General features: G+C 68.7%; 15 protein-coding genes. 9 read left to right on the top strand and 6 right to left on the bottom strand.

The features are described from left to right. Positions 1-43: 43 nt before the first annotated feature. Entirely contained in the window at positions 44-1,330 is a 1,287-nt protein-coding gene (locus CEP17_RS02370) for an MFS transporter (RefSeq protein WP_112931126.1), read from the top strand. Between the two features lie 29 nt (positions 1,331-1,359). Here CEP17_RS02370 and CEP17_RS02365 read toward each other — a convergent pair whose 3' ends face one another. From CEP17_RS02365 to CEP17_RS02350, 4 genes are all read right to left on the bottom strand, one after another. Then, a complete protein-coding gene (locus tag CEP17_RS02365; RefSeq protein ID WP_112931125.1) occupies positions 1,360-2,058 on the bottom strand; it encodes a hypothetical protein in 699 nt (232 codons plus the stop codon). A 61-nt stretch (positions 2,059-2,119) separates the two neighbouring features. Continuing rightward, positions 2,120-3,013 carry a TatD family hydrolase gene (locus CEP17_RS02360; RefSeq protein WP_112931124.1) on the bottom strand — a complete coding sequence of 298 codons (894 nt, stop codon included), beginning with the start codon at positions 3,011-3,013 and terminating at the stop codon, positions 2,120-2,122. A gap of 142 nt (positions 3,014-3,155) precedes the next feature. Further along, positions 3,156-4,721 (bottom strand): methionine--tRNA ligase, encoded by a 1,566-nt coding sequence (gene metG / locus CEP17_RS02355; protein ID WP_112931123.1) that lies wholly within the window; start codon positions 4,719-4,721, stop codon positions 3,156-3,158. 74 nt (positions 4,722-4,795) lie between these two features. Beyond that, positions 4,796-5,809 (bottom strand): LacI family DNA-binding transcriptional regulator, encoded by a 1,014-nt coding sequence (locus CEP17_RS02350; RefSeq protein ID WP_112931122.1) that lies wholly within the window; start codon positions 5,807-5,809, stop codon positions 4,796-4,798. Between the two features lie 233 nt (positions 5,810-6,042). Here CEP17_RS02350 and CEP17_RS02345 point away from each other — a divergent pair, with 233 nt between their 5' ends. The 4 genes from CEP17_RS02345 to CEP17_RS02330 all read left to right on the top strand — a co-directional run bounded on the left by CEP17_RS02345 (position 6,043) and on the right by CEP17_RS02330 (position 11,999). Continuing rightward, positions 6,043-7,296: a maltose ABC transporter substrate-binding protein gene (locus CEP17_RS02345; RefSeq protein WP_112931121.1), complete on the top strand. Its 1,254-nt coding sequence runs from the start codon at positions 6,043-6,045 to the stop codon at positions 7,294-7,296. Positions 7,297-7,369: 73 nt separating this feature from the next. Continuing rightward, positions 7,370-8,998: an ABC transporter permease subunit gene (locus CEP17_RS02340; RefSeq protein WP_112931120.1), complete on the top strand. Its 1,629-nt coding sequence runs from the start codon at positions 7,370-7,372 to the stop codon at positions 8,996-8,998. Position 8,999: 1 nt separating this feature from the next. After that, the gene (locus CEP17_RS02335; protein WP_112931119.1) at positions 9,000-9,932 is read left to right on the top strand and encodes a sugar ABC transporter permease; all 933 of its coding nucleotides are present in this window, start codon (positions 9,000-9,002) and stop codon (positions 9,930-9,932) included. Between the two features lie 114 nt (positions 9,933-10,046). Further along, positions 10,047-11,999, top strand: a complete 1,953-nt coding sequence (locus tag CEP17_RS02330; protein ID WP_112931118.1) for a glycoside hydrolase family 13 protein — start codon at positions 10,047-10,049, stop codon at positions 11,997-11,999. Between the two features lie 7 nt (positions 12,000-12,006). Here the strand turns inward: CEP17_RS02330 and rsmI are convergent, their stop codons facing one another. After that, positions 12,007-12,822, bottom strand: coding sequence for a 16S rRNA (cytidine(1402)-2'-O)-methyltransferase (gene rsmI / locus CEP17_RS02325; RefSeq protein ID WP_112931117.1), 816 nt, complete (start codon positions 12,820-12,822; stop codon positions 12,007-12,009). 23 nt (positions 12,823-12,845) lie between these two features. Here rsmI and CEP17_RS02320 point away from each other — a divergent pair, with 23 nt between their 5' ends. Further along, complete coding sequence (locus CEP17_RS02320; protein ID WP_112932841.1) at positions 12,846-14,444, top strand: phospholipid carrier-dependent glycosyltransferase; 1,599 nt, start codon at positions 12,846-12,848, stop codon at positions 14,442-14,444. Positions 14,445-14,489: 45 nt separating this feature from the next. Next, positions 14,490-15,554: a GTP-binding protein gene (locus CEP17_RS02315; RefSeq protein WP_112931116.1), complete on the top strand. Its 1,065-nt coding sequence runs from the start codon at positions 14,490-14,492 to the stop codon at positions 15,552-15,554. 30 nt (positions 15,555-15,584) lie between these two features. Here CEP17_RS02315 and CEP17_RS02310 read toward each other — a convergent pair whose 3' ends face one another. After that, positions 15,585-16,412, bottom strand: coding sequence for an aldo/keto reductase (locus CEP17_RS02310; RefSeq protein ID WP_112931115.1), 828 nt, complete (start codon positions 16,410-16,412; stop codon positions 15,585-15,587). 125 nt (positions 16,413-16,537) lie between these two features. Here CEP17_RS02310 and CEP17_RS02305 point away from each other — a divergent pair, with 125 nt between their 5' ends. Then, positions 16,538-16,963: a hypothetical protein gene (locus tag CEP17_RS02305; protein WP_036315437.1), complete on the top strand. Its 426-nt coding sequence runs from the start codon at positions 16,538-16,540 to the stop codon at positions 16,961-16,963. Continuing rightward, positions 16,960-18,573, top strand: a complete 1,614-nt coding sequence (locus CEP17_RS02300; protein WP_112931114.1) for a hypothetical protein — start codon at positions 16,960-16,962, stop codon at positions 18,571-18,573. The genes CEP17_RS02305 and CEP17_RS02300 overlap by 4 nt, the downstream gene beginning before the upstream one ends. Positions 18,574-18,687: the final 114 nt, after the last annotated feature.

Raw genomic sequence — 18,687 nt, 5'->3', positions numbered from 1 at the left:
CCCGCCCCGCGCCGGCCCGCCCCGCGCCGCCTACGATGGCGTGGTGCCCGTCGCCGACCGTCCCCGTTCCGTCGGCGAGATCGTCGCTCCCCGCCGCCTCGGGCGTGACTTCCGCTGGTTGCTGAGCTCGTCCTGGACGAGCAACCTCGGCGACGGGATCGCCCTGTCGGCATCCCCGTTGCTCATCGCCTCGCTCACGAGTTCGCCGATCCTCGTAGCCGGCGGTGCCATGATGCAGTACCTGCCATGGCTGCTCTTCGGCCTGTTCGCGGGGTCTGTGGCCGACCATCACGACCGCCGCCGGCTCGTCCTCGTCGCGAACGCCCTGCGCGCCCTCGTCGTCGCCGGCCTGGTCGTGTTCCTCGTGACCGGCGCCGTGAGCGTGTGGATCGTGCTGGTGGCCGCGTTCCTCTACGGAACGGCGGAGGTGTTCGCCGACACGGCCGGCAGCACGCTGCTGCCCATGCTCGTGCGTCCCGCGGATCTCGGTCTCGGCAATGCCAGACTTCAGGCCGGCTATCTGGTCGCGAACCAGCTCGCCGGTCCGCCGCTGGGCGCGTTCCTGTTCGCGGTGGGATCGTTCTGGCCGTTCGTCACCCAGATCATCTGCGTGACACTGGCCATCGTGCTCATCGCACGCATCGCCCGCACGCCGATCCCGGATCGCGACGCGGCGGATGCCGAGCGGCCGGCGCAGCCGATCCGCGAGGGTCTGCGGTGGCTGCGGGCGAACCCGCCCGTGCGCACGCTGGTCATGATCATCCTGGTCTTCAACATCACGTGGGCGGCACCCTGGGGCATTCTCGTGCTGTACGCCACCGACCATCTCGGCATGGGTCCGGTCGGCTACGGAGCGCTGACGACGGCATCGGCTCTGGGTGGGCTCGTCGGTGTCGGGATCTTCGGCGCGCTCGAGAGGCGCGTCTCGTTCGCGACGCTCATGCGGGTGTGTCTGACGCTCGAAGTGATCATGCACCTCGCCTTCGCGCTGACGACGGTGCCCGCGATCGCGTTCGTGATCATGTTCGGCTTCGGCGTGTACGCGTTCGTCTGGGCGACGATCTCGACCACCGTCCGCCAGCGCCTCGTACCGTTGACGCTGCAGGGCCGCATCGCGTCGGTGAACATGGTCGGCGTCTTCGCGGGGCTCGTCATCGGTCAGGCCCTCGGCGGCGTGATCGCCCAGACCTGGGGCCTCACGGCGCCCTGGTGGTTCGCGTTCGGCGGATCGGCGTTGACCCTCATCCTCGTCTGGCGCTCGATCTCATCGATCGCCGCGGCGAAACCGGTGCTGGCAGAGCCGGATGGCGGTTCCGACGCCCCGCGGTGACGGCGCACACTCGTCCGCGCGTGTCGATCTCATCGTCCCAGCGTCGTGATCTCCAGGTCGAGAAACGGCAGGCTGTCCCGTGGCAGCACGATCGTGCAGACGACACCGTCGTCGGCACGGAACCCGCATGCGTAGACGAAGGGGTCGGTGTCGATATGCAGGCCGGAACGGTCCCGGCCGTCGACGGTGAGCGACGCCGGGGCCACGACCGTCGGCGTCGCGCGCCAGCCACCGGCATCCGGAAAGCTCATGGGAACCGCGGGCAGACCCAGCTGTTCGCGATAGACGTTGCGCAGCACGTCATTGGTGTGGTCGATGAGCACCGGCGTGAGCGCGTGCCTCTCCGGGTCGGGCGATGCCTGCCATGCCGTGCGGACGGCACTCCACAGCATCGGATACCGGAAGAGCTGGGCCTGTTCGGCGAGCCAGGCCGGTCGTCCCCATGGGGGTTCCTCCTCGATGGAACGCCGTGTCTGCTCGTCGAGTTCGATCTCATTGCGCGGATCGGATCGATCCTCGGGGTACCGCCACAGCGTGTACGAGAACTCCACCGTCAGCTCTTCGTGACCTGCCCAGCCCGATGTCTCCGTGAAGCCGGTGATCGGCAGACGAGTGACGGCCGGTTGCGGGAGCAGTTCGAAGACCGGGAACGACACGGCGCGCAGCCTCGCCTCCGAGGCGGCACGCGGATCGGGTGCGTCTTCCGGGAGGAACCCAGCGAACTCCATGGTCCCAGTGTGACGGACGGCGAGCGATCCAGGGGGGTGAAATCCGGCCGACCGGCACCCGTCAGTCCTCGAACGCGCCGTAGACCTCGAGCGTGTTGGCCGCCAACTGCGCGCACAGCTCGTCGAGCGGCATCCGCAGCTCCTCGGCCATGAAGCGCACCGTCACCGGAACCAGGTACGGCGCATTCGGCCGACCGCGAAGCGGCGTCGGGGTGAGGAACGGTGCGTCGGTCTCGACGAGGATCCGCTCGCGCGGCGTCACCTCCAGCGCGTCGCGCAGGTTCTGCGCGTTCTTGAACGTGATGTTGCCCGCGAAGCTCAGCCAATAGCCGCGGTCGGCGGCGATGCGCGCCATGTCGGCGTCGCCGGAGAAGCAGTGGAACACCGTGCGCTCGGGAGCCCCGACCCGATCGAGGGTTTCGAGAACGGCCTCGTGGGCGTCGCGGTCGTGGATCTGCATCGCGATGCCGTGCTTCTTCGCCAACGCGATGTGCGCCTCGAAGCTCTCGAACTGCGCTGGACGGCCCGTCTCGTCGGTGCGGAAGAAGTCCAGCCCCGTCTCACCGATCGCCCGCACGCGCGGCTGCGCGGCGAGTTCGTCGATCACGGCGATGGCCTCGCCGAGCATGCCCTGCTCGGCATACGCGGGTGCTTCGTTGGGATGTATCGCCACCGCCGCGAGGACGCGCGGGTGGGATGCCGCGGCCCACGCCGACCACCGGCTCGACGCGATGTCGCCGCCCGCCTGGACGGCACCGATGACGTTCACCTCTGCGGCCAGACGCATCTGCTCGTCGAGCGGGAGACCCTCGCCGTCCTCGATCTCGAGATGCGTGTGATTGTCGTAGACGGCGACCGGCAGCGGCTCGGGCGCCGGCGGATATGACACGTCGCGTGAGCTCTTCTCGCGCACGCGGACGTACGTCGACGGATCAACGGCGTCGCTCACCGGCATCCCCTCTCTTCTTCGATCCGGCGCACTGTTCCCCCCGCGCCTCCGTGTCCCACTCTCTGTCGAAGAGAGCACGTGCGCAAAGCACCTTTAGGGACATGCCGCCCCGCAAGTGGGACACGATGGAGGGGACGGGTGGGACGGGTCAGGGCTGCTCGATCCGGGGGAACAGCGGCTCGAGGCCGTTGACGCTGGTGCCGGGCACAAGCACTCCCCAGCTCCCGGCCTCGCGCAGCGGCTGATCCCGCAGACGCCCCGCGTGCCCGAGCGCGACCCACAGCTTCTCGGTGGCGATCGGCATCACGGGGCTCAGCAGCACCGCGAGCGCACGCAGACCCTCCGCCGCCGTGTAGAGCACCGTCGCAAGACGGGCACGCTGAGCGTCGTCCTTCGCCAGCGCCCACGGGGCGTTCTCGGTGATGTAGCCGTTGAGCGCGTCGACGATCGTCCAGATCGCCGCGATCGCCTCGTCCGGACGGAAGCGCTCCATCGCCGCATCGGCCGCCGTCGCGGCATCCGCCACGATCCTCTGGATGCCGAGATCGCCCTCCGTGTACGCGGCGGGCGGCGGCACGATGCCCTCGAAGTACTTCTCGATCATCGCCGTCGTCCGCGACGCGAGGTTGCCGAATCCGTTCGCGAGCTCCGCCTGGTAGCGCGCCGAGAGGTCCTCCCACGAGAACGAGCCGTCCTGGCCGAACGCGATCGCCGACAGGAAGTAGAACCGGTAGGCGTCCGAGCCGAACACATCGGTGATCTCCGTCGGGGCGATGCCGGTGAGCTTCGACTTCGACATCTTCTCACCGCCGACCAACAGCCAGCCGTGCGCGAAGACACCGCGGGGCACGTCGAGACCGGCAGCCATCAGCATCGCGGGCCAGATCACCGCGTGGAAGCGCAGGATGTCCTTGCCCACGACGTGGAAGGCCGGCCACCGTCGCTCGAACTGGTCCGGGTCGGTGCCGTACCCGACCGCGGTCGCATAGTTCAGCAGCGCATCCACCCACACGTAGATCACGTGTGACGGGTCCCACGGAACGGTGATGCCCCAGTCGAACGCCGAGCGCGAGATCGACAGATCCTTCAGCCCCGAACGCACGAACGAGACGACCTCGTTGCGCGCCGACTCGGGCCGGACGAAGTCGGGCTCGGTCTTGTAGAGCTCGAGCAGGCGGTCCTGGAACTCGCTGAGCTTGAAGAAGTAGTTCTTCTCCTGCAGCAGCTCCAACGGCTTCGAGTGGATCGCGCAGACCTTGAGCCCCTCGAACGCACCGGTGCCGTCGACGATCTCCGCCTCCGGCTTGAACTCCTCACAGCCCACGCAGTAGAGCGCCTCGTACTCGCCGGCATAGATGTAGCCACGGTCGTAGAGCGCCTTCACGAACTGCTGCACGCGCTCCTCGTGGCGCGGCTGCGTCGTGCGGATGAAGTCATCGTTCGCGACGTCGAGGGTCTTCAGCAACGGGAACCACGACTCGGTGACGAGCTTGTCGACCCACTCCTGCGGAGTCACTCCGTTCGCGGCCGCGGCGCGCAGCATCTTCTGCCCGTGCTCGTCGGTGCCCGTGAGCATCCACGTGTCGTCCCCCGCCTGGCGGTGCCAGCGCGCGAGCGTGTCGACGGCGACCGTCGTGTACCCGTGTCCGATGTGCGGCAGGTCGCTCGGATAGTAGATCGGCGTCGTGATGTAGAAGGACTGACCAGATGTCACCCGACGAGTCTAGTTCCGGGCGACGCGCCGGCTCCCGCGTGTGACGTCGAGCCGTCGGTGCGTCGGTGCGCGTCTCAGGCGCTTTCGCGGACGACGAGCGTGGTCGGCAGCACGACGGCATCCGGATGGCCGCCGGCGATCGCCTCCAGCACCATCTCGACCATCGTGGCGCTGATCTGGGCCCAGGGCTGGCGGATGGTGGTCAGCGGCGGCGTGTGCGCCTCGGCGAGCCCCGAGTCGTCGAAACCGGCGAGCGCGACGTCCTGAGGAATGCGTCGCCCCTGCGCAGCGAGCGTCTGGGCGGCACCGACGGCGAGCAGGTCGCTTGCCGCGAACACCGCATCGACGTCGGGCGCGCGCGCGAGAAGTCGAGCCATCGCCTCCGCGCCCGCCTCACGGGTGAACGGCACCACTTCGACGAGGTCCTCGTCGAAGTGGTCGCCGAGTTCGTCGCGAAAGCCGTCGAGGCGGAAACGGCCGCTGGGGGTGTCGAGCGGTCCGGTGATCAGCGCGATGCGGCGGTGCCCGCCATCCATGAGGTGCCGCGTCATCGTGCGTGCCGAGCCCACCTCGTCGATGGCGACGTGCGCAACGGTGCGCCCTTCCCACAGCGGGATGCCGGAGCACACGGTCGGCACGCCCGCGTTCACCAACGAGCCGAGCAGATCATCGGATTCGTGAGAGGAGACGAGCAGGACGCCGTCGACGTGGCCGGCGCGCACATATCGGGCCGCGTTGGCCTGTTCGCGCTCGGTGTCGGCGATCAGGAGCACGAGGGTCATCCCACGCTCGGAGACCGCATCGGTCGCCCCTCGCAGCAGCAGCGCCATGTTCGGATCCGACAGCAGGACGTGCTGGGACTCGGTGAGAAGGAAGGCGAGCGAGCCGGTCTTTCCGGTCGCGAGGCTGCGCGCAGCCTGATTGGTCGTGTAGCCCGTCGAGACGATCGCGGCATCGACGGCGGCGCGGGCTTCGGGCGACACCCAGTGCCCTCCGTTGAGCACGCGCGAGACCGTTCCGTACGAGACGCCGGCCGCGGCGGCGACGTCGCGGATGGTCGGCTTCTTCGGCACATCGCTGGGTGTCACGAGAGCCGACTCTACCGGTGTCTACAACGAACACGGCCACAACCGCACCCTTCACTGTAACCGATCACAGTCCCGGGACTGTAACCGGTCACAGTTCCATAACGAACCCGTGATCGCGCACTTTTCGACCGCACAATGGAGGGCGTTCGCACCCGGTGCGACATCACGACAGGGCGGCGGAGCAGCCGAGCTACGGCCCCCCTCCCCCTGTGATCCCAGAGAGAGGCACACCGATGAAGGTGAAGAAGAAGGGCGCCGTCGCCCTCGGACTGCTCGTGGCGTCCGGCATCCTGGCGCTCGCCGGCTGCTCCGGCAGCACGACCGCACAACCGACGACCAGCGGCGACGCACAGGCCGCCACCAGCGGCGAGCTGACCGTGTGGGTCGACGCCGACCGTGCGCGAGCGCTCGAGGATGTGGCGAAGAAGTTCGAGCAGGAGAAGGGCGTCAAGGTCAACCTCGTCGTCAAGGACTACGGCAAGATCCGCGACGAGTTCACCGCACAGGTGCCTACGGGCAAGGGACCCGACATCACGATCGGCGGGCACGACTGGATCGGCGCGTTCGTCAAGGACGGAATCGTGGCGCCGGTCGAACTGGGCGACAAGGCGGCCGACTTCAAGAAGGTCGCCATCGAGGCGGTCACCTACGACGGCAAGACCTACGGCCTTCCGTACGCCATCGAGAACATCGCCGTGCTGCGCAACACCGCGCTGGCCGACTCCACCCCGGCCACCTACGACGACATGATCGCGAAGGGCCGCGCCGCCGGCACGGAGTACCCGTTCGTCGTGGGCCTGGACCCGCAGGCGTCCGACCCGTACCACCTGTACCCGTTCCAGACCTCCTTCGGCACCTCGGTCTTCGGGCGCAATGCCGATGGCTCGTACGACGCGAGCAAGCTGTCGATCGGCGACGAGGGCGGACAGAAGTTCGCCGCGTGGCTCACCGCGCAGGGAGACACCGGCACCAAGGTGCTGAACCTCAACCTCTCCGGCGACCTGGCCAAGGAAGCCTTCAACGCCGGCAAGTCGCCGTACTTCCTCACCGGCCCGTGGAACGTCGCCGACGCCCAGAAGGCCGGCATCGACGTCGCGGTCGACGCGATTCCGACGGCGGGCGGCGGTGACGCACAGCCCTTCGCCGGCGTGCAGACGTTCTTCGTGAGCGCCAAGAGCGCCAACGCGCTGATCGCGAACGAGTTCCTCGTGAACTACATCGCCACCGCCGATGTGCAGACGGCTCTCTTCAAGGCCGGCGGGCGTCCCCCGGCACTGACCGCCGCGTTCGACGCCGCCAAGTCCGACCCGATCGTCGCCGGCTTCGCCAAGGTCGGCGCGAACGCGGTGCCGATGCCGTCGATCCCGCAGATGGGCTCGGTGTGGGACGACTGGGGCAAGACGGAGGCCGCCCTGATCAAGGGCGGCGGCGACCCTGCCGCGCAGTGGACCCAGATGGCCGACTCGATCGCCGCCAAGCTCGGTTGACCCCGTGCGGAGGGGTGGGCTCACGCTCACCCCTCCGCACCTCGATCCCCCCACGTTCCGACAGGAGTCGAAGATGACTGGCCCCACGATCGCCGCGCCGCCGACGCGCGCGCCCGAAGACCGCGCCGCGGCACGGCGCCGCCGACGCGCCGAGGCCTGGGCGGAAGCCGCAGGCGCCGGGTGGAAGGTCTGGCTGGTCAAGATCGTGTGCCTGGGCGTCATCGACGCGATGGCCGTCTATGCGATCCTCGTCCTGCTGACCAAGGACAGCGTCGTCATCGCAGCGGCCGTTGCCCTCGGCATCCTCGCGATCAACGTCATCTACCTGAAGCCGGGCCTTCTACCGGCCAAGTACCTGACGCCGGGCCTGGTCTTCCTTTTCGTCTTCCAGATCTTCGTGGTCCTGTACTGCATCTACATCGCGTTCACGAACTACGGCTCGGGACACGTGTCGACGAAGGACGACGCCGTCAACGCGCTGCTGATCCAGAACCAGCAGCGCGTCGAGGACTCGGCCGCCTATCCGGTGTCGGTCCTCGAGAAGGACGGCGCCCTCTTCTTCCTCGTGACCACTCCCGACGGCACCGCCGAGATCGGCAGCGCCGACCAGCCGCTCGAGGCGGCGTCGGATGCCGAGTTCACGGGCGGCCGCGCGGCGGCGCTTCCCGGGTACACCACGTTGAACTTCGCTCAGCTCGTGGCCAACCAGGCGACGATCTCGTCGATGGCGGTGCCCTTCTCCACCGATCCCAACGACGGCACGCTCCAAACCCGCGACGGCTCGACGGCCTACCAGTACGTCTCCACGCTCGTGTGGGATGCCGCCGCAGGCACCATGACGAACACGCAGACGGGCGTCGTCTACACGGACAACGGCAACGGCTCCTTCGCCTCCGCCGACGGGCAGACCCTCGCCACGGGATGGCAGGTCTGGGTCGGCGTCGACAACTTCGTCCGGGCGTTTTCCACCGAGTCGATCCGTGGGCCCTTCCTCGCCGTGCTCGTCTGGACGTTCGTGTTCGCCATCCTGTCGGTGGCGACGACCTTCGCCCTCGGCCTGTTCCTCGCGATCGTCTTCAACGATCCGCGGATGAAGAGCAAGAAGTACTACCGGGTCATCATGATCCTCCCGTACGCCTTCCCCGCGTTCCTGTCGGCGCTGGTCTGGCAGGGAATGTTCAACCAGGACTTCGGCTTCATCAACCAGTCCATCCTCGGAGGGGCGTCGATCCCCTGGCTGCAGGATCCCCTGCTGGCGAAGGTGTCGATTCTCGTCGTGAACCTCTGGCTCGGCTTCCCCTACATGTTCCTCGTCACGACGGGTGCCATCCAGGCGATCCCCGACGACATCCAGGAGGCGGGGCGCGTCGACGGCGCCGGTGTGTGGCAGATCTTCCGCCACATCAAGTTCCCGCTGCTGCTGGTGTCGGTGGCGCCGCTGCTGATCTCCTCGTTCGCGTTCAACTTCAACAACTTCAATCTGATCTACATGCTCACCGGCGGCGGTCCGCGCTTCGCCGACGCGTCCATCAACGTCGGCGCGAGCGACATTCTGATCTCGATGGTCTACAAGGTGGCCTTCGTGGGAGCCGAACGCGACTACGGCCTGGCCAGCGCGTTCTCGATCATCATCTTCGTGCTGGTGGCGGTCATCTCCTACCTCAGCTTCCGCCAGACCAAGGTGCTCGAGGAGCTGAACTGACATGACCACTGCTGAGACCCTCCCCGTCACCGGTACGGCATCGACCTCGCCGAGTCCGACCGTCGCCCACGAGACGCGTCGCCGGTTCGGCCGGTGGTTCCGCGAGACCGGCTGGCGCCATCTCGTCGGCATCGCGATGCTCGTCTTCTCGGCGTTCCCGCTCGTCTACGTGCTCTCGGCCTCGCTCAACCCGGGCGGGACGCTGCTGACGGCCAACAGCCTGTTCGCCACGGTCGACATCGGCAGCTACATCGCCCTGTTCCAAGACCCGCTGCGCCCGTACGGCAACTGGTTCGTCAACTCGGTGTTCATCGGGCTGACGACGTCGTTCTTCACCGTCGTGCTCTGCGCGCTCGCCGCCTATGCCTTCTCGCGCATGCGCTTCACCGGCCGCCGTTTCGGACTGCTGACGCTGCTGCTCGTGCAGATGTTCCCTCAGCTGCTCGCCGTCGTGGCCATCTTCCTGCTGATGTCGGCGATCGGCGACATCTTCCCGGCACTGGGTCTGAACTCCCAGATCGGGTTGATCATGGTCTATCTCGGCGGCGCGCTGGGCGTGAACACGTTCCTCATGTACGGCTTCTTCAACACCGTGCCGGCCTCGATCGACGAGGCGGCGAAGATCGACGGCGCCGGGCACGCTCGCATCTTCTTCACCATCATCCTGCGCCTGGTCGCCCCCGTGCTGGCTGTGATCGGCCTGCTGTCGTTCATCGGCACCATGAACGACTTCCTCATCGCGTCCGTCGTCCTCGTCGACCCCGACAAGCAGACGTTGGCGGTGGGGCTGTACCAGTTCGTCTCGCAGGAGACGGCGCGCAACTGGAGCGTGTTCGCCGCCGGCGCCGTGCTCGCGGCGATCCTGCCGATGGCACTGTTCCTGGGCCTCCAGCGCTTCATCGTCGGCGGCCTCACGGCCGGCTCGGTCAAGTAGCGCACGACCCCGCCCCGGGCCGCACACCACACAATCAGAGGGCTCTGTCACGGATGGCCGTGCAACCACGTCGCACCAGTGCCGACGTGTTGTCGGCGTTCCACGGAGGTTCCCATGATCGATCCCACCTGCCCGCACCACGACGGCTCGCCGCTGTACGTCTCGCACCCCGCTCCGGCTCTCGGCGACGAGGTGACGGTCCGCCTCCGCGTGCCCCGCGCCTACGGCGGAGTCGACCGGGTCGTGGTGCGCAGCAACCCCGACCACGAGCCGGCGTGGGTGGAGGCCGAGTGCGACGGCGAACGGGACGGGTGGCACTGGTGGTCGGCGCGGATCGTCGTCGCCAACCCGCGCCACGGCTACCGCTTCCATCTCGTCCGCAGCGACGCGACGGTGCAGATCCTCAACCAGGGCGGGCTCAGCGACGTCGACGTCCTCGACGCGCAGGATTTCGCCCTCGTCGCCGGCAACCCGCCGCCGCCGTGGATGGCCGACACCGTGCTGTACCAGATCTTCCCCGATCGTTTCGCGCGATCGGATGCCGCAGCCGACCGCCCGCTTCCGCAGTGGGCGATCCCCGCAGCCTGGGATGACCCGCTGGATCCCTCCCACCCGGGTCGCAGCCGGCAGCTCTACGGCGGAGACCTCGACGGCGTCGTGGACCGGCTGGACCACCTCGTCGATCTGGGTGTGAACGCGCTGTACCACACGCCGATCTTCCCCGCGGAGTCGAATCACCGATACGACGCCGCCAGTTTCGATCACGTCGACGAACTCCTCGGCGGCGACGACGCCTACCGACGTCTCATCGAGGCAGCGCACGCGCGCGGCATCCGCGTGATCGGCGATCTCACCACCAACCATTCCGGCGTCGCCCATGAGTGGTTCCGCAACGCGTACGGCCGGCCCGACGCGGCGGAAGCCGACTTCTACTACTTCCACGATGCGGCCCACACCACCTACGAGACGTGGCTGGATGCGGCGACGCTGCCGAAATTCGACTGGAACAGCGCCGAACTGCGGCGCCGATTCATCGAGGGGCCCGACTCCGTCGTCGCGCGCTGGCTCGCGCAGCCGTACGGGATCGACGGGTGGCGCATCGACGTCGCCAACATGACCGGTCGACTCGGCGCCGAAGACCTCAATGCCGTCGTGCGCCAGACGGTGCGCCGGACGATGATCGAGGTCTCGCCCGACACGCTCCTGCTCGCCGAGTCGACGAACGATGCCGCCAGCGACCTGCAGGGAGATGCCTGGCACGGCGGCATGACCTACCCGGCGTTCACGCGCGGCGTGTGGTCGTGGCTCGCGGAGCCCCGACGCATCCCTCACCGCGGCTTCGACGGCCGCGTCAGCGATGAGATGTGGTTCTTCGGACTGCCCACCGGGATGCCGCGGTACACCGCGCAGCAGTTCGTGCGCCAGCTCCGGCTCTTCACCAGCCAGATTCCGTGGCGTGTGCAGCGCGGGACGATGTCGGCCCTCGACACCCACGACACCGCCCGGTTCGCCACCTACGCCGCGGCGGAGATGATCCCGCTCGCCGTCGGTCTGTCGATGACGCTGCCCGGCATCCCCGTCGTCTACGCCGGCGACGAGTTCGGACTCGAGGCCGTGGACGGTGAGATGAGCCGCACCCCACTCCCCTGGGAGCGCATCGGCGAACCCGAGATCGCCGCCCGCATCGGCCTCTACCGTGAGCTCATCGGCCTTCGCCGCGCGCACGCGGCGCTCTCGACGGGCGGCCTGCGCTGGTTGCACGCGGACGACGATGCGCTCGTGTTCATCCGCGAGAACGCGGACGAGGCGGTGCTGGTCCTCGCCGCTCGTACCGACGTCGAGATCCGTCTCGACATGGCCCTGGTCGGCGCGGCGACGGCCAGGGCCGCGCGCTATGCGGCAGGGACGGTCGAACTCGTCGCGGAAGACGGCGCGGTGCGCCTGCACGGCAGAGGAGCGAGCTTCGCCGTCTGGACGCTGCCGGGCGTCACCGCTCCGCCCGCGCGTGCGGAGCGGTCCGTCGCAACGCCGGAGGCCTTCGCGCAGTTGGGCGGTCCCGCCGTCTGAGCGGGCATCACCGCGAGGCGAGCACCGCCTGGTAGAGGTCGCGGCTGGACAAGCCGGTCGCTGCCGCGACCTCGGCAGCGGCGTCCTTCAAACGGACCCCGTCGGCCACGAGGGCCTGCACCTGCGCGACAGCGTCCTCGGCCGACACGTCGCGAGCCGGCGCTCCCCCGACGACGACGACGATCTCGCCGCGGACCCCGTCGCGGGCCCAGTCGGCGAGGGCTGCCAGACCGTCGCGGACGACCTCCTCGTGCAGCTTGGTGAGTTCCCGGCAGACGGCGGCAGGCCGGTCGGCACCGAAGGCGGCGGCCATGGCGTGCAGCGTCTCGGCCAGACGCGACGGCGCTTCGAAGAAGACCATCGTGCGCGGCTCGCTCGACAGCAGAGCGAGAGCGCGTGCACGCTCTCCGGCCTTGCGTGGCAGGAATCCCTCGAAGGTGAAGCGATCGGTGGGCAACCCGGCCACGGCGAGCGCCGTGACCACGGCGCTCGGTCCCGGCAGCGCCGTGACCGCGACGCCCTGTGCGACGGCCTCGGCGACGAGGCCGTACCCCGGATCACTCACGGTCGGCATCCCCGCATCGCTGAGAACGAGCAGGTCCTCCTCGCGCGCACGGGCGACGAGCTCGGCCGCGCGCTGCTTCTCGTTGTGGTCGTGAAGGGCGACCAGCCGCGGACGATTGGCGATGCCCAACCGCTGCAGCAGCCGTTGTGTCGTGCGGGTGTCCTCGGCGGCGATGACGCTCGCCTGCTCGAGCGCGGCGACGAGCCGCGCCGACGCGTCGCCCAGATTGCCGATGGGAGTCGCACCGAGGATGATCACCGCTTCAGCTTAGGCTGGTGGCCGTGTCGACCACCGCCGAGCCGATCCCACCGCTGCTGCCACCCGTGCGCCGGTCTGCGTACGACCGTTGGCGCGAGCGCGTCGCGGACGATCCGCGACTCCAGCGGTTGTACGGATGGCTCGCTCCGCTGGCGGTGACGCTGCTCGCCGGCATCCTTCGCTTCTGGAACCTCGGGCATCCGCACGTGCTGGTCTTCGACGAGACCTACTACGTGAAGGACGCGTGGAGCCAGTGGAATCTCGGCTATGCGGCGACCTGGCCCGACGGCGCCGATGCACGATTCGCGGCGGGCGAGACGAACATCTTCACGAGCGATCCGAGTTTCGTCGTCCATCCCCCGCTCGGCAAGTACCTCATCGGCTTCGGCATGTGGCTGTTCGGACCCGACAGCTCCTTCGGCTGGCGAGCCATGACCGCGCTGTTCGGCACGGCCCTGGTGCTGCTGCTCTTCCTCGTCGCGAAGACGCTGACGAACTCGACGGTGTTCGCGACCGTCGCCTCCTTCCTCCTTGCGATCGACGGCCTCGGCATCGTCATGAGCCGGGTCGCGCTGCTCGACGTGTTCCTGGCGTTCTTCATCCTGCTGGCGTTCTGGTTCGCCCTTCTCGATCGTCGACGCCACCTCGACCGCCTCGCCGCCGCGATCGTGGCGCGCGGGGTGGATGACGCGCCTCCCGCATGGGGAGTCGTGCTCTGGAACCGTCCGTGGATCATCGCCGCAGGGGCCGCCGCCGGCGCGGCGACAGCGGTGAAGTGGTCGGGGGTTTGGGTACTCGCGGGCATCGGGCTCTACTTGGTCGTCACCGACGCCCTCGAACGTCGACGACTCGGCATCACCTTCTGGCCAATGGATGCCGTGCGGCAGGGGCTCGCCTCGTTCGTGCTGCTGGTGCCGGTCGCCTTCGTCGTGTACCTCGGCTCCTGGAGCGGATGGCTGCTCAGCGACGGCGGCTACGACCGCAAGGTCGCCGAGCTCAGCCCTGCGACGGGCTTCTTCTCCTGGGTGCCGCTTCCCCTGCAGAGCCTGTGGAAGTACCACGAGACCATCTATGCCTCGATGGCCGGTATGACGTCGCCGCACAGCTACTCGAGCGCGGCGTGGGCGTGGCCGTTCCTCTGGCGTCCGACGTCGATGTACGCGTTCTCCAGCCCCGACGGCACGAACGGCTGCTCGGGCGAGAACGGTTGTCTGCAAGTGCTGTACAGCATGCCGAATCCGCTGCTGTGGTACGGCTCGGTCATCGCCGCGCTGTACCTCGTGTACCGCTTCGCCGTCGCTCGCGACTGGCGCTACGCCGTGGTGCTGGTCGGTATCGCGGCCACGTGGCTTCCCTGGTTGATGTATCCCGAGCGCACGGTGTTCCAGTTCTACACGATCGTGATCTGGCCGTTCCTGCTGCTGGCACTCACCTTCGCGCTGCGGGAGGTCGCCGGCGCGGCCCACGCCCCCCACGAGCGCCGCACGGCCGGACAGCGGGTCGTCATCGTCTTCCTCGTCGCGGCGCTGGTCTTGTCGGCTTTCTGGTATCCACTGTGGTCGGCGACGCAGGTCCCCTACGACTTCTACCGTCTGCACAACTGGATGCAGGGCTGGGTGTGACAACTATCGAGAATCATTCTCGATAGTATGCGTGCGGGAGGACGAATGCCGCACGCGAACACGGCCGCCGGAGTGGTCGGAACCGCGGCATCGCGCGTGCCCGTCGTCGCCGTGACCGGCCATCTCGGCGCGGGGAAGACGAGCCTCGTCAACCACCTGCTGCGCACGCCCGGCGCCCGCCTCGGAGTGGTCGTGAACGACTTCGGCGTCCTCAACGTCGACGCCGCGCTGGTCACCGGTCAGGTCGACGAGGCCGCCGCGATCTCGGGAGGCTGCGTATGCTGCCTGCCGGATGCGGGGGGACTCGACGACGCGCTCGCACGGTTGGCCGCCCCGCGGTTGCGCCTCGACGCGATCCTCGTGGAGGCGAGCGGCGTCGTAGAACCCGCTGCGCTCGCCCGCCTGATCCGCTTCAGCGGCGTTGCCCGCGTGCGAGCAGGCGGCGTGGTGGACGTGATCGACGCCGTGCACCACTTCGCGACGATCGATGCCGGCGACGACGCGCCGGCGCGCTATGCGACGGCGTCGCTCGTCGTGATCGGCAAGACCGATCTGCTGCCGGCATCCGAGCGGGGATCGACGATCGCGCGGATCAGCACGCGCGTCCGCTCGCGCAATCCCGACGCGCACCTGGTCACCGCCCGTGCCGGCGCGATCGATCCTGTCCTCGTCTTCGACGTGGCCGACCACGACGACCCGATCGACGAGCTGCCGCTCGCCCGCATCGCGCGCGAGGCGCACCACGGTCCCGGACACGACACGCACGAACACGCCCGATCGGTGTCGATCCCGCTGGTCGCTCCGGTGCCGCCGTCGGCGCTCGTCGACCTCCTCGAGCACCCTCCCCGCGGCGCCTATCGCCTCAAGGGGCGGGTGCGGGTGCGCGGCACCGGCGGCGACCGGGGCTACCTCGTCGAACTCGTCGGCCGATCGATCCACGTGTCCGCACTGCCGTCGCCGCCGGCGACCGGCGAACTCGTCGCCATCGGTGTCGACCTCGACACGGCCGGCGCCGATGCGGCCCTCCGAGCCCTGGCCACCGCGCCGACGGAGCGCGCAGACGCCGCGGGGCTGCGGCGCCTGCGACGCTACCGCCGGCTCAGCGAGTGAACGCCGCGGAGGACGACGGTGACGGTCGGGTCAGTTGACCTCGTCGGGATGGGCGGAGACACGACCCCCGCGCTCGAGCGCGGTGATCGCCGACTGCTCGTCGGCGCTCAGCTCGAAGTCGAACAGGTCGAGGTTCTCGCGGATGCGGTCGGGGTTGTTCGACTTCGGGAAGATGATGTGCCCCTGCTGGATGTGCCAGCGCAGCACGACCTGCGCGGGCGTCTTGCCGTGGGCCGCCGCAGCGGCGGCGACGGGCCCCTCGTCGAAGAGCGGGTACTTGCCCTGTCCGAGCGGACCCCACGCCTCGATCAGGATGCCGTGCTCCTTCGCGAACGAGGTGACGTCCGGCTGCTGATAGGCCGGGTGCAGCTCGATCTGGTCGACCGCGGGCGTGACACCCGTGGCCGCGATGATCTCGGACAGGTGCGACGGCAGGTGGTTGGAGACGCCGATGCTGCGGGCCTTGCCCGCCTCCCGGATCTGCACCATCTTCTCCCACGCGTTCACGTAGTTGCCGTGGGCCGGTGCGGGCCAGTGCACGAGGTACAGGTCGACGGCGTCGAGTCCGAGCTTCGCGAGGCTCTCATCGATCGCGGCGAACGGCTGGTCGCCGCCCTGCCGATCGTTCCAGAGCTTCGTGGTGATGAAGAGCTCGTCGCGGGCGATGCCGCTGGCGGCGATGGCCCGCCCGACGCCTTCCTCGTTGCCGTAGATCGCGGCGGTGTCGATGTGCCGGTAGCCGGCCTCGAGGGCGTCGCTGACGATGCGCTCGGTCTGCGCGGGATCGACTTTGAAGACGCCGAAGCCGAGCTGCGGGATGGTGTGTCCGTCGTTGAGGGTGAGGAGGGGAATGCTCATCCGTCCAGCGTAGGCGGGGCGACGGGGGCGGGGGCCGGATGCCGCGGCATCCACCGCATGGGTTGTTCTCCCCATCGCGACCCGTCTGCGCCCTCCCGTAGGGTCTGACAGAGGGAGGCGGACACATGAGCGACCTGAAGATCGATGTCGGTGAGGTGCTGGCGAGCGCGTCCAGCGCCGAACGGATCGCGGGAGACTTCTCGGCGGCCGAGCGCATCGCCGACGAGACGGCCGGCTACACGGGGCACGACGGCTTGGCCGGCAAAGTGCGCGACTTCGGCGACAAGTGGGACATCGCCCGCGGAAAGCTGGAGGACAACCTGACGTTCATCGCGGACTACCTCCGCGCCGTCGTCGACACGTTCGAGGACCTCGACACCGACCTCGCCGCGTCCCTCCAGCAGGCGGCGGCGGGCGATCAGACCGCCGCGACCAACCTGAACGACGAGATCGGCAAGAGCACCGCGCCCGCCGCCCCGGCAGCCCCCGCGCCGACGCCGAGCCCGTCACCGGGACCCTCGCCGACTCCGCCCGCAGGAGGTGACCGATGACTCTTCCCGGCAACCCGGAGGCGCTCGCGGAGCGCGCCGCGACGTACGTGTCGTCGGCGAGCCGCATCGAGCGCGCCGCCGACGATCTGCGCAACCTCGCCTACGCCAGCACCGCGCGTTCGCTGGACGCGATCCGCGAGCGCAGCGGACAGGTCGCCGGCGACCTGTCCGAGGCTTATGGCCGCTATGCGGGCACGGCGAACGCCCTCGTGGAGTACGCGGCAGCCCTGCGCGAGGCGCACCGCAAGGCCGACGAGGCCGACGCCAACGAGGCCTACGCCGAGCGGCACGCCGGCAGCGCCGACACGCAGGTGTCCGCGTACGACCGTCAGCTCCGTGCCCTCGAGCAGTCCGCGGCGCCGACCGGCAACATCGAGGCCGCGGAGCGTCAGCTCGCCGAGGCGCGCGCCGCCGCCCGGCGCTACGACAACGCCGCGACGGCGGCGCGCGAAGCGCACGAGCAGGCCCGACGCGACATGGAGGCGGCGGCGCAACGCGCGATGTCGCTCATCGACAGCGCCATCGACGCTACCAACGAGGGGTGGCTCGACAAGGTCGGCAACTTCTTCGAGGGTCTCGGATCGTTCTTCGCCGACCTCGGAAAATGGATCGGCGACTTCCTCCAAGATCTGTGGAACGAGCTCCAGCGGCTCGTCGCGACCGTTCTGGCGTTGGTGGGAACCGTCCTGATCCTCGCGTTGGTCTATGCGCTGCTGTCGATGATCCCGTTCATCGGTCCGTTCATCGCGGCCCTCGTCGTCGGCCTGCTCGCAGGGTTTCTCCTCGCCAGCATCCTCTCCGACGTCACCAAGCCCACGCCCGCCGTCAGCAAACGCAACCTCACCGACTCGGAGGTCGACAACTACCGCGGGCAGCCAACCGACCTCGCTCACGCGTTGAAGGAGACCACGCTCGTCGACTCGCTCGGCCACCACACCAAGGATTCCGCCGACGAGACGGTCATCAGTGTGACGAAGGTGGTCGATGCCGACGGCGTCGTGCGCTGGCGCGTCACGCTGCCGAGCACCCAGGAGTGGTTCTCCCGGCTCAACGGCGATCAGGGCGCGGTCAACGATCTGGACAGCAACCTGGCGCTCATGCTCACGCCCTCGCTGCGCTCGCAGTACGAGCGCGCCGTGCTCGAAGCGATGAAGCAGGCCGGCGTGGGACCCGACGACCCGGTGATGCTGGTGGGGTTCAGCCAGGGTGGGATCCTCGCCGGAACGCTCGCCGCGTACAACAACGACTACAACTGGGACGCCGTCGTCGTCGCGGGTGCACCGATCGACAGCATGCCCATCCCCTCCACGACCACCGTCGTCTCGGTGCAGCACAATGGGGATCCGGTTCCGCGGCTCGACAGCGTCATCTCGCTCGGCACCGACGGCTACGCTCCCACGGACAGGCCCAACTGGACGACGATCCAGGAGGACTCGCCCCTTGCATCGCAGGGCGTCGGAGGGATCCACTATTCGCCCGCCTACAACTCCACGCTGCAGAACAACATCGGGCAGGTGCCGGCGGCCACGCGCGACGATCTCGACCGATACTTCATCGGCGATGAGAATGCGTATGGTTACGAAGAGAGCTACTACACGTGGAAGGAGTGACGATGATCGCGGGAGCCTCAGCTCGCCGATTCGCTAGTGTTCTCGTCGCTCTGCTCGCCGTGGGCGCTTCAACGGGATGCTCCTCTCTCTTCGATGCCCCCCAGTCCGCCCCGA

It is taken from the genome of Microbacterium sp. PM5, from assembly GCF_003293595.1.
Lineage (GTDB): Bacteria > Actinomycetota > Actinomycetes > Actinomycetales > Microbacteriaceae > Microbacterium.
Note: the sequence above shows the minus strand (reverse complement) of the source record. Positions and strands in the feature narration are given on the sequence as shown.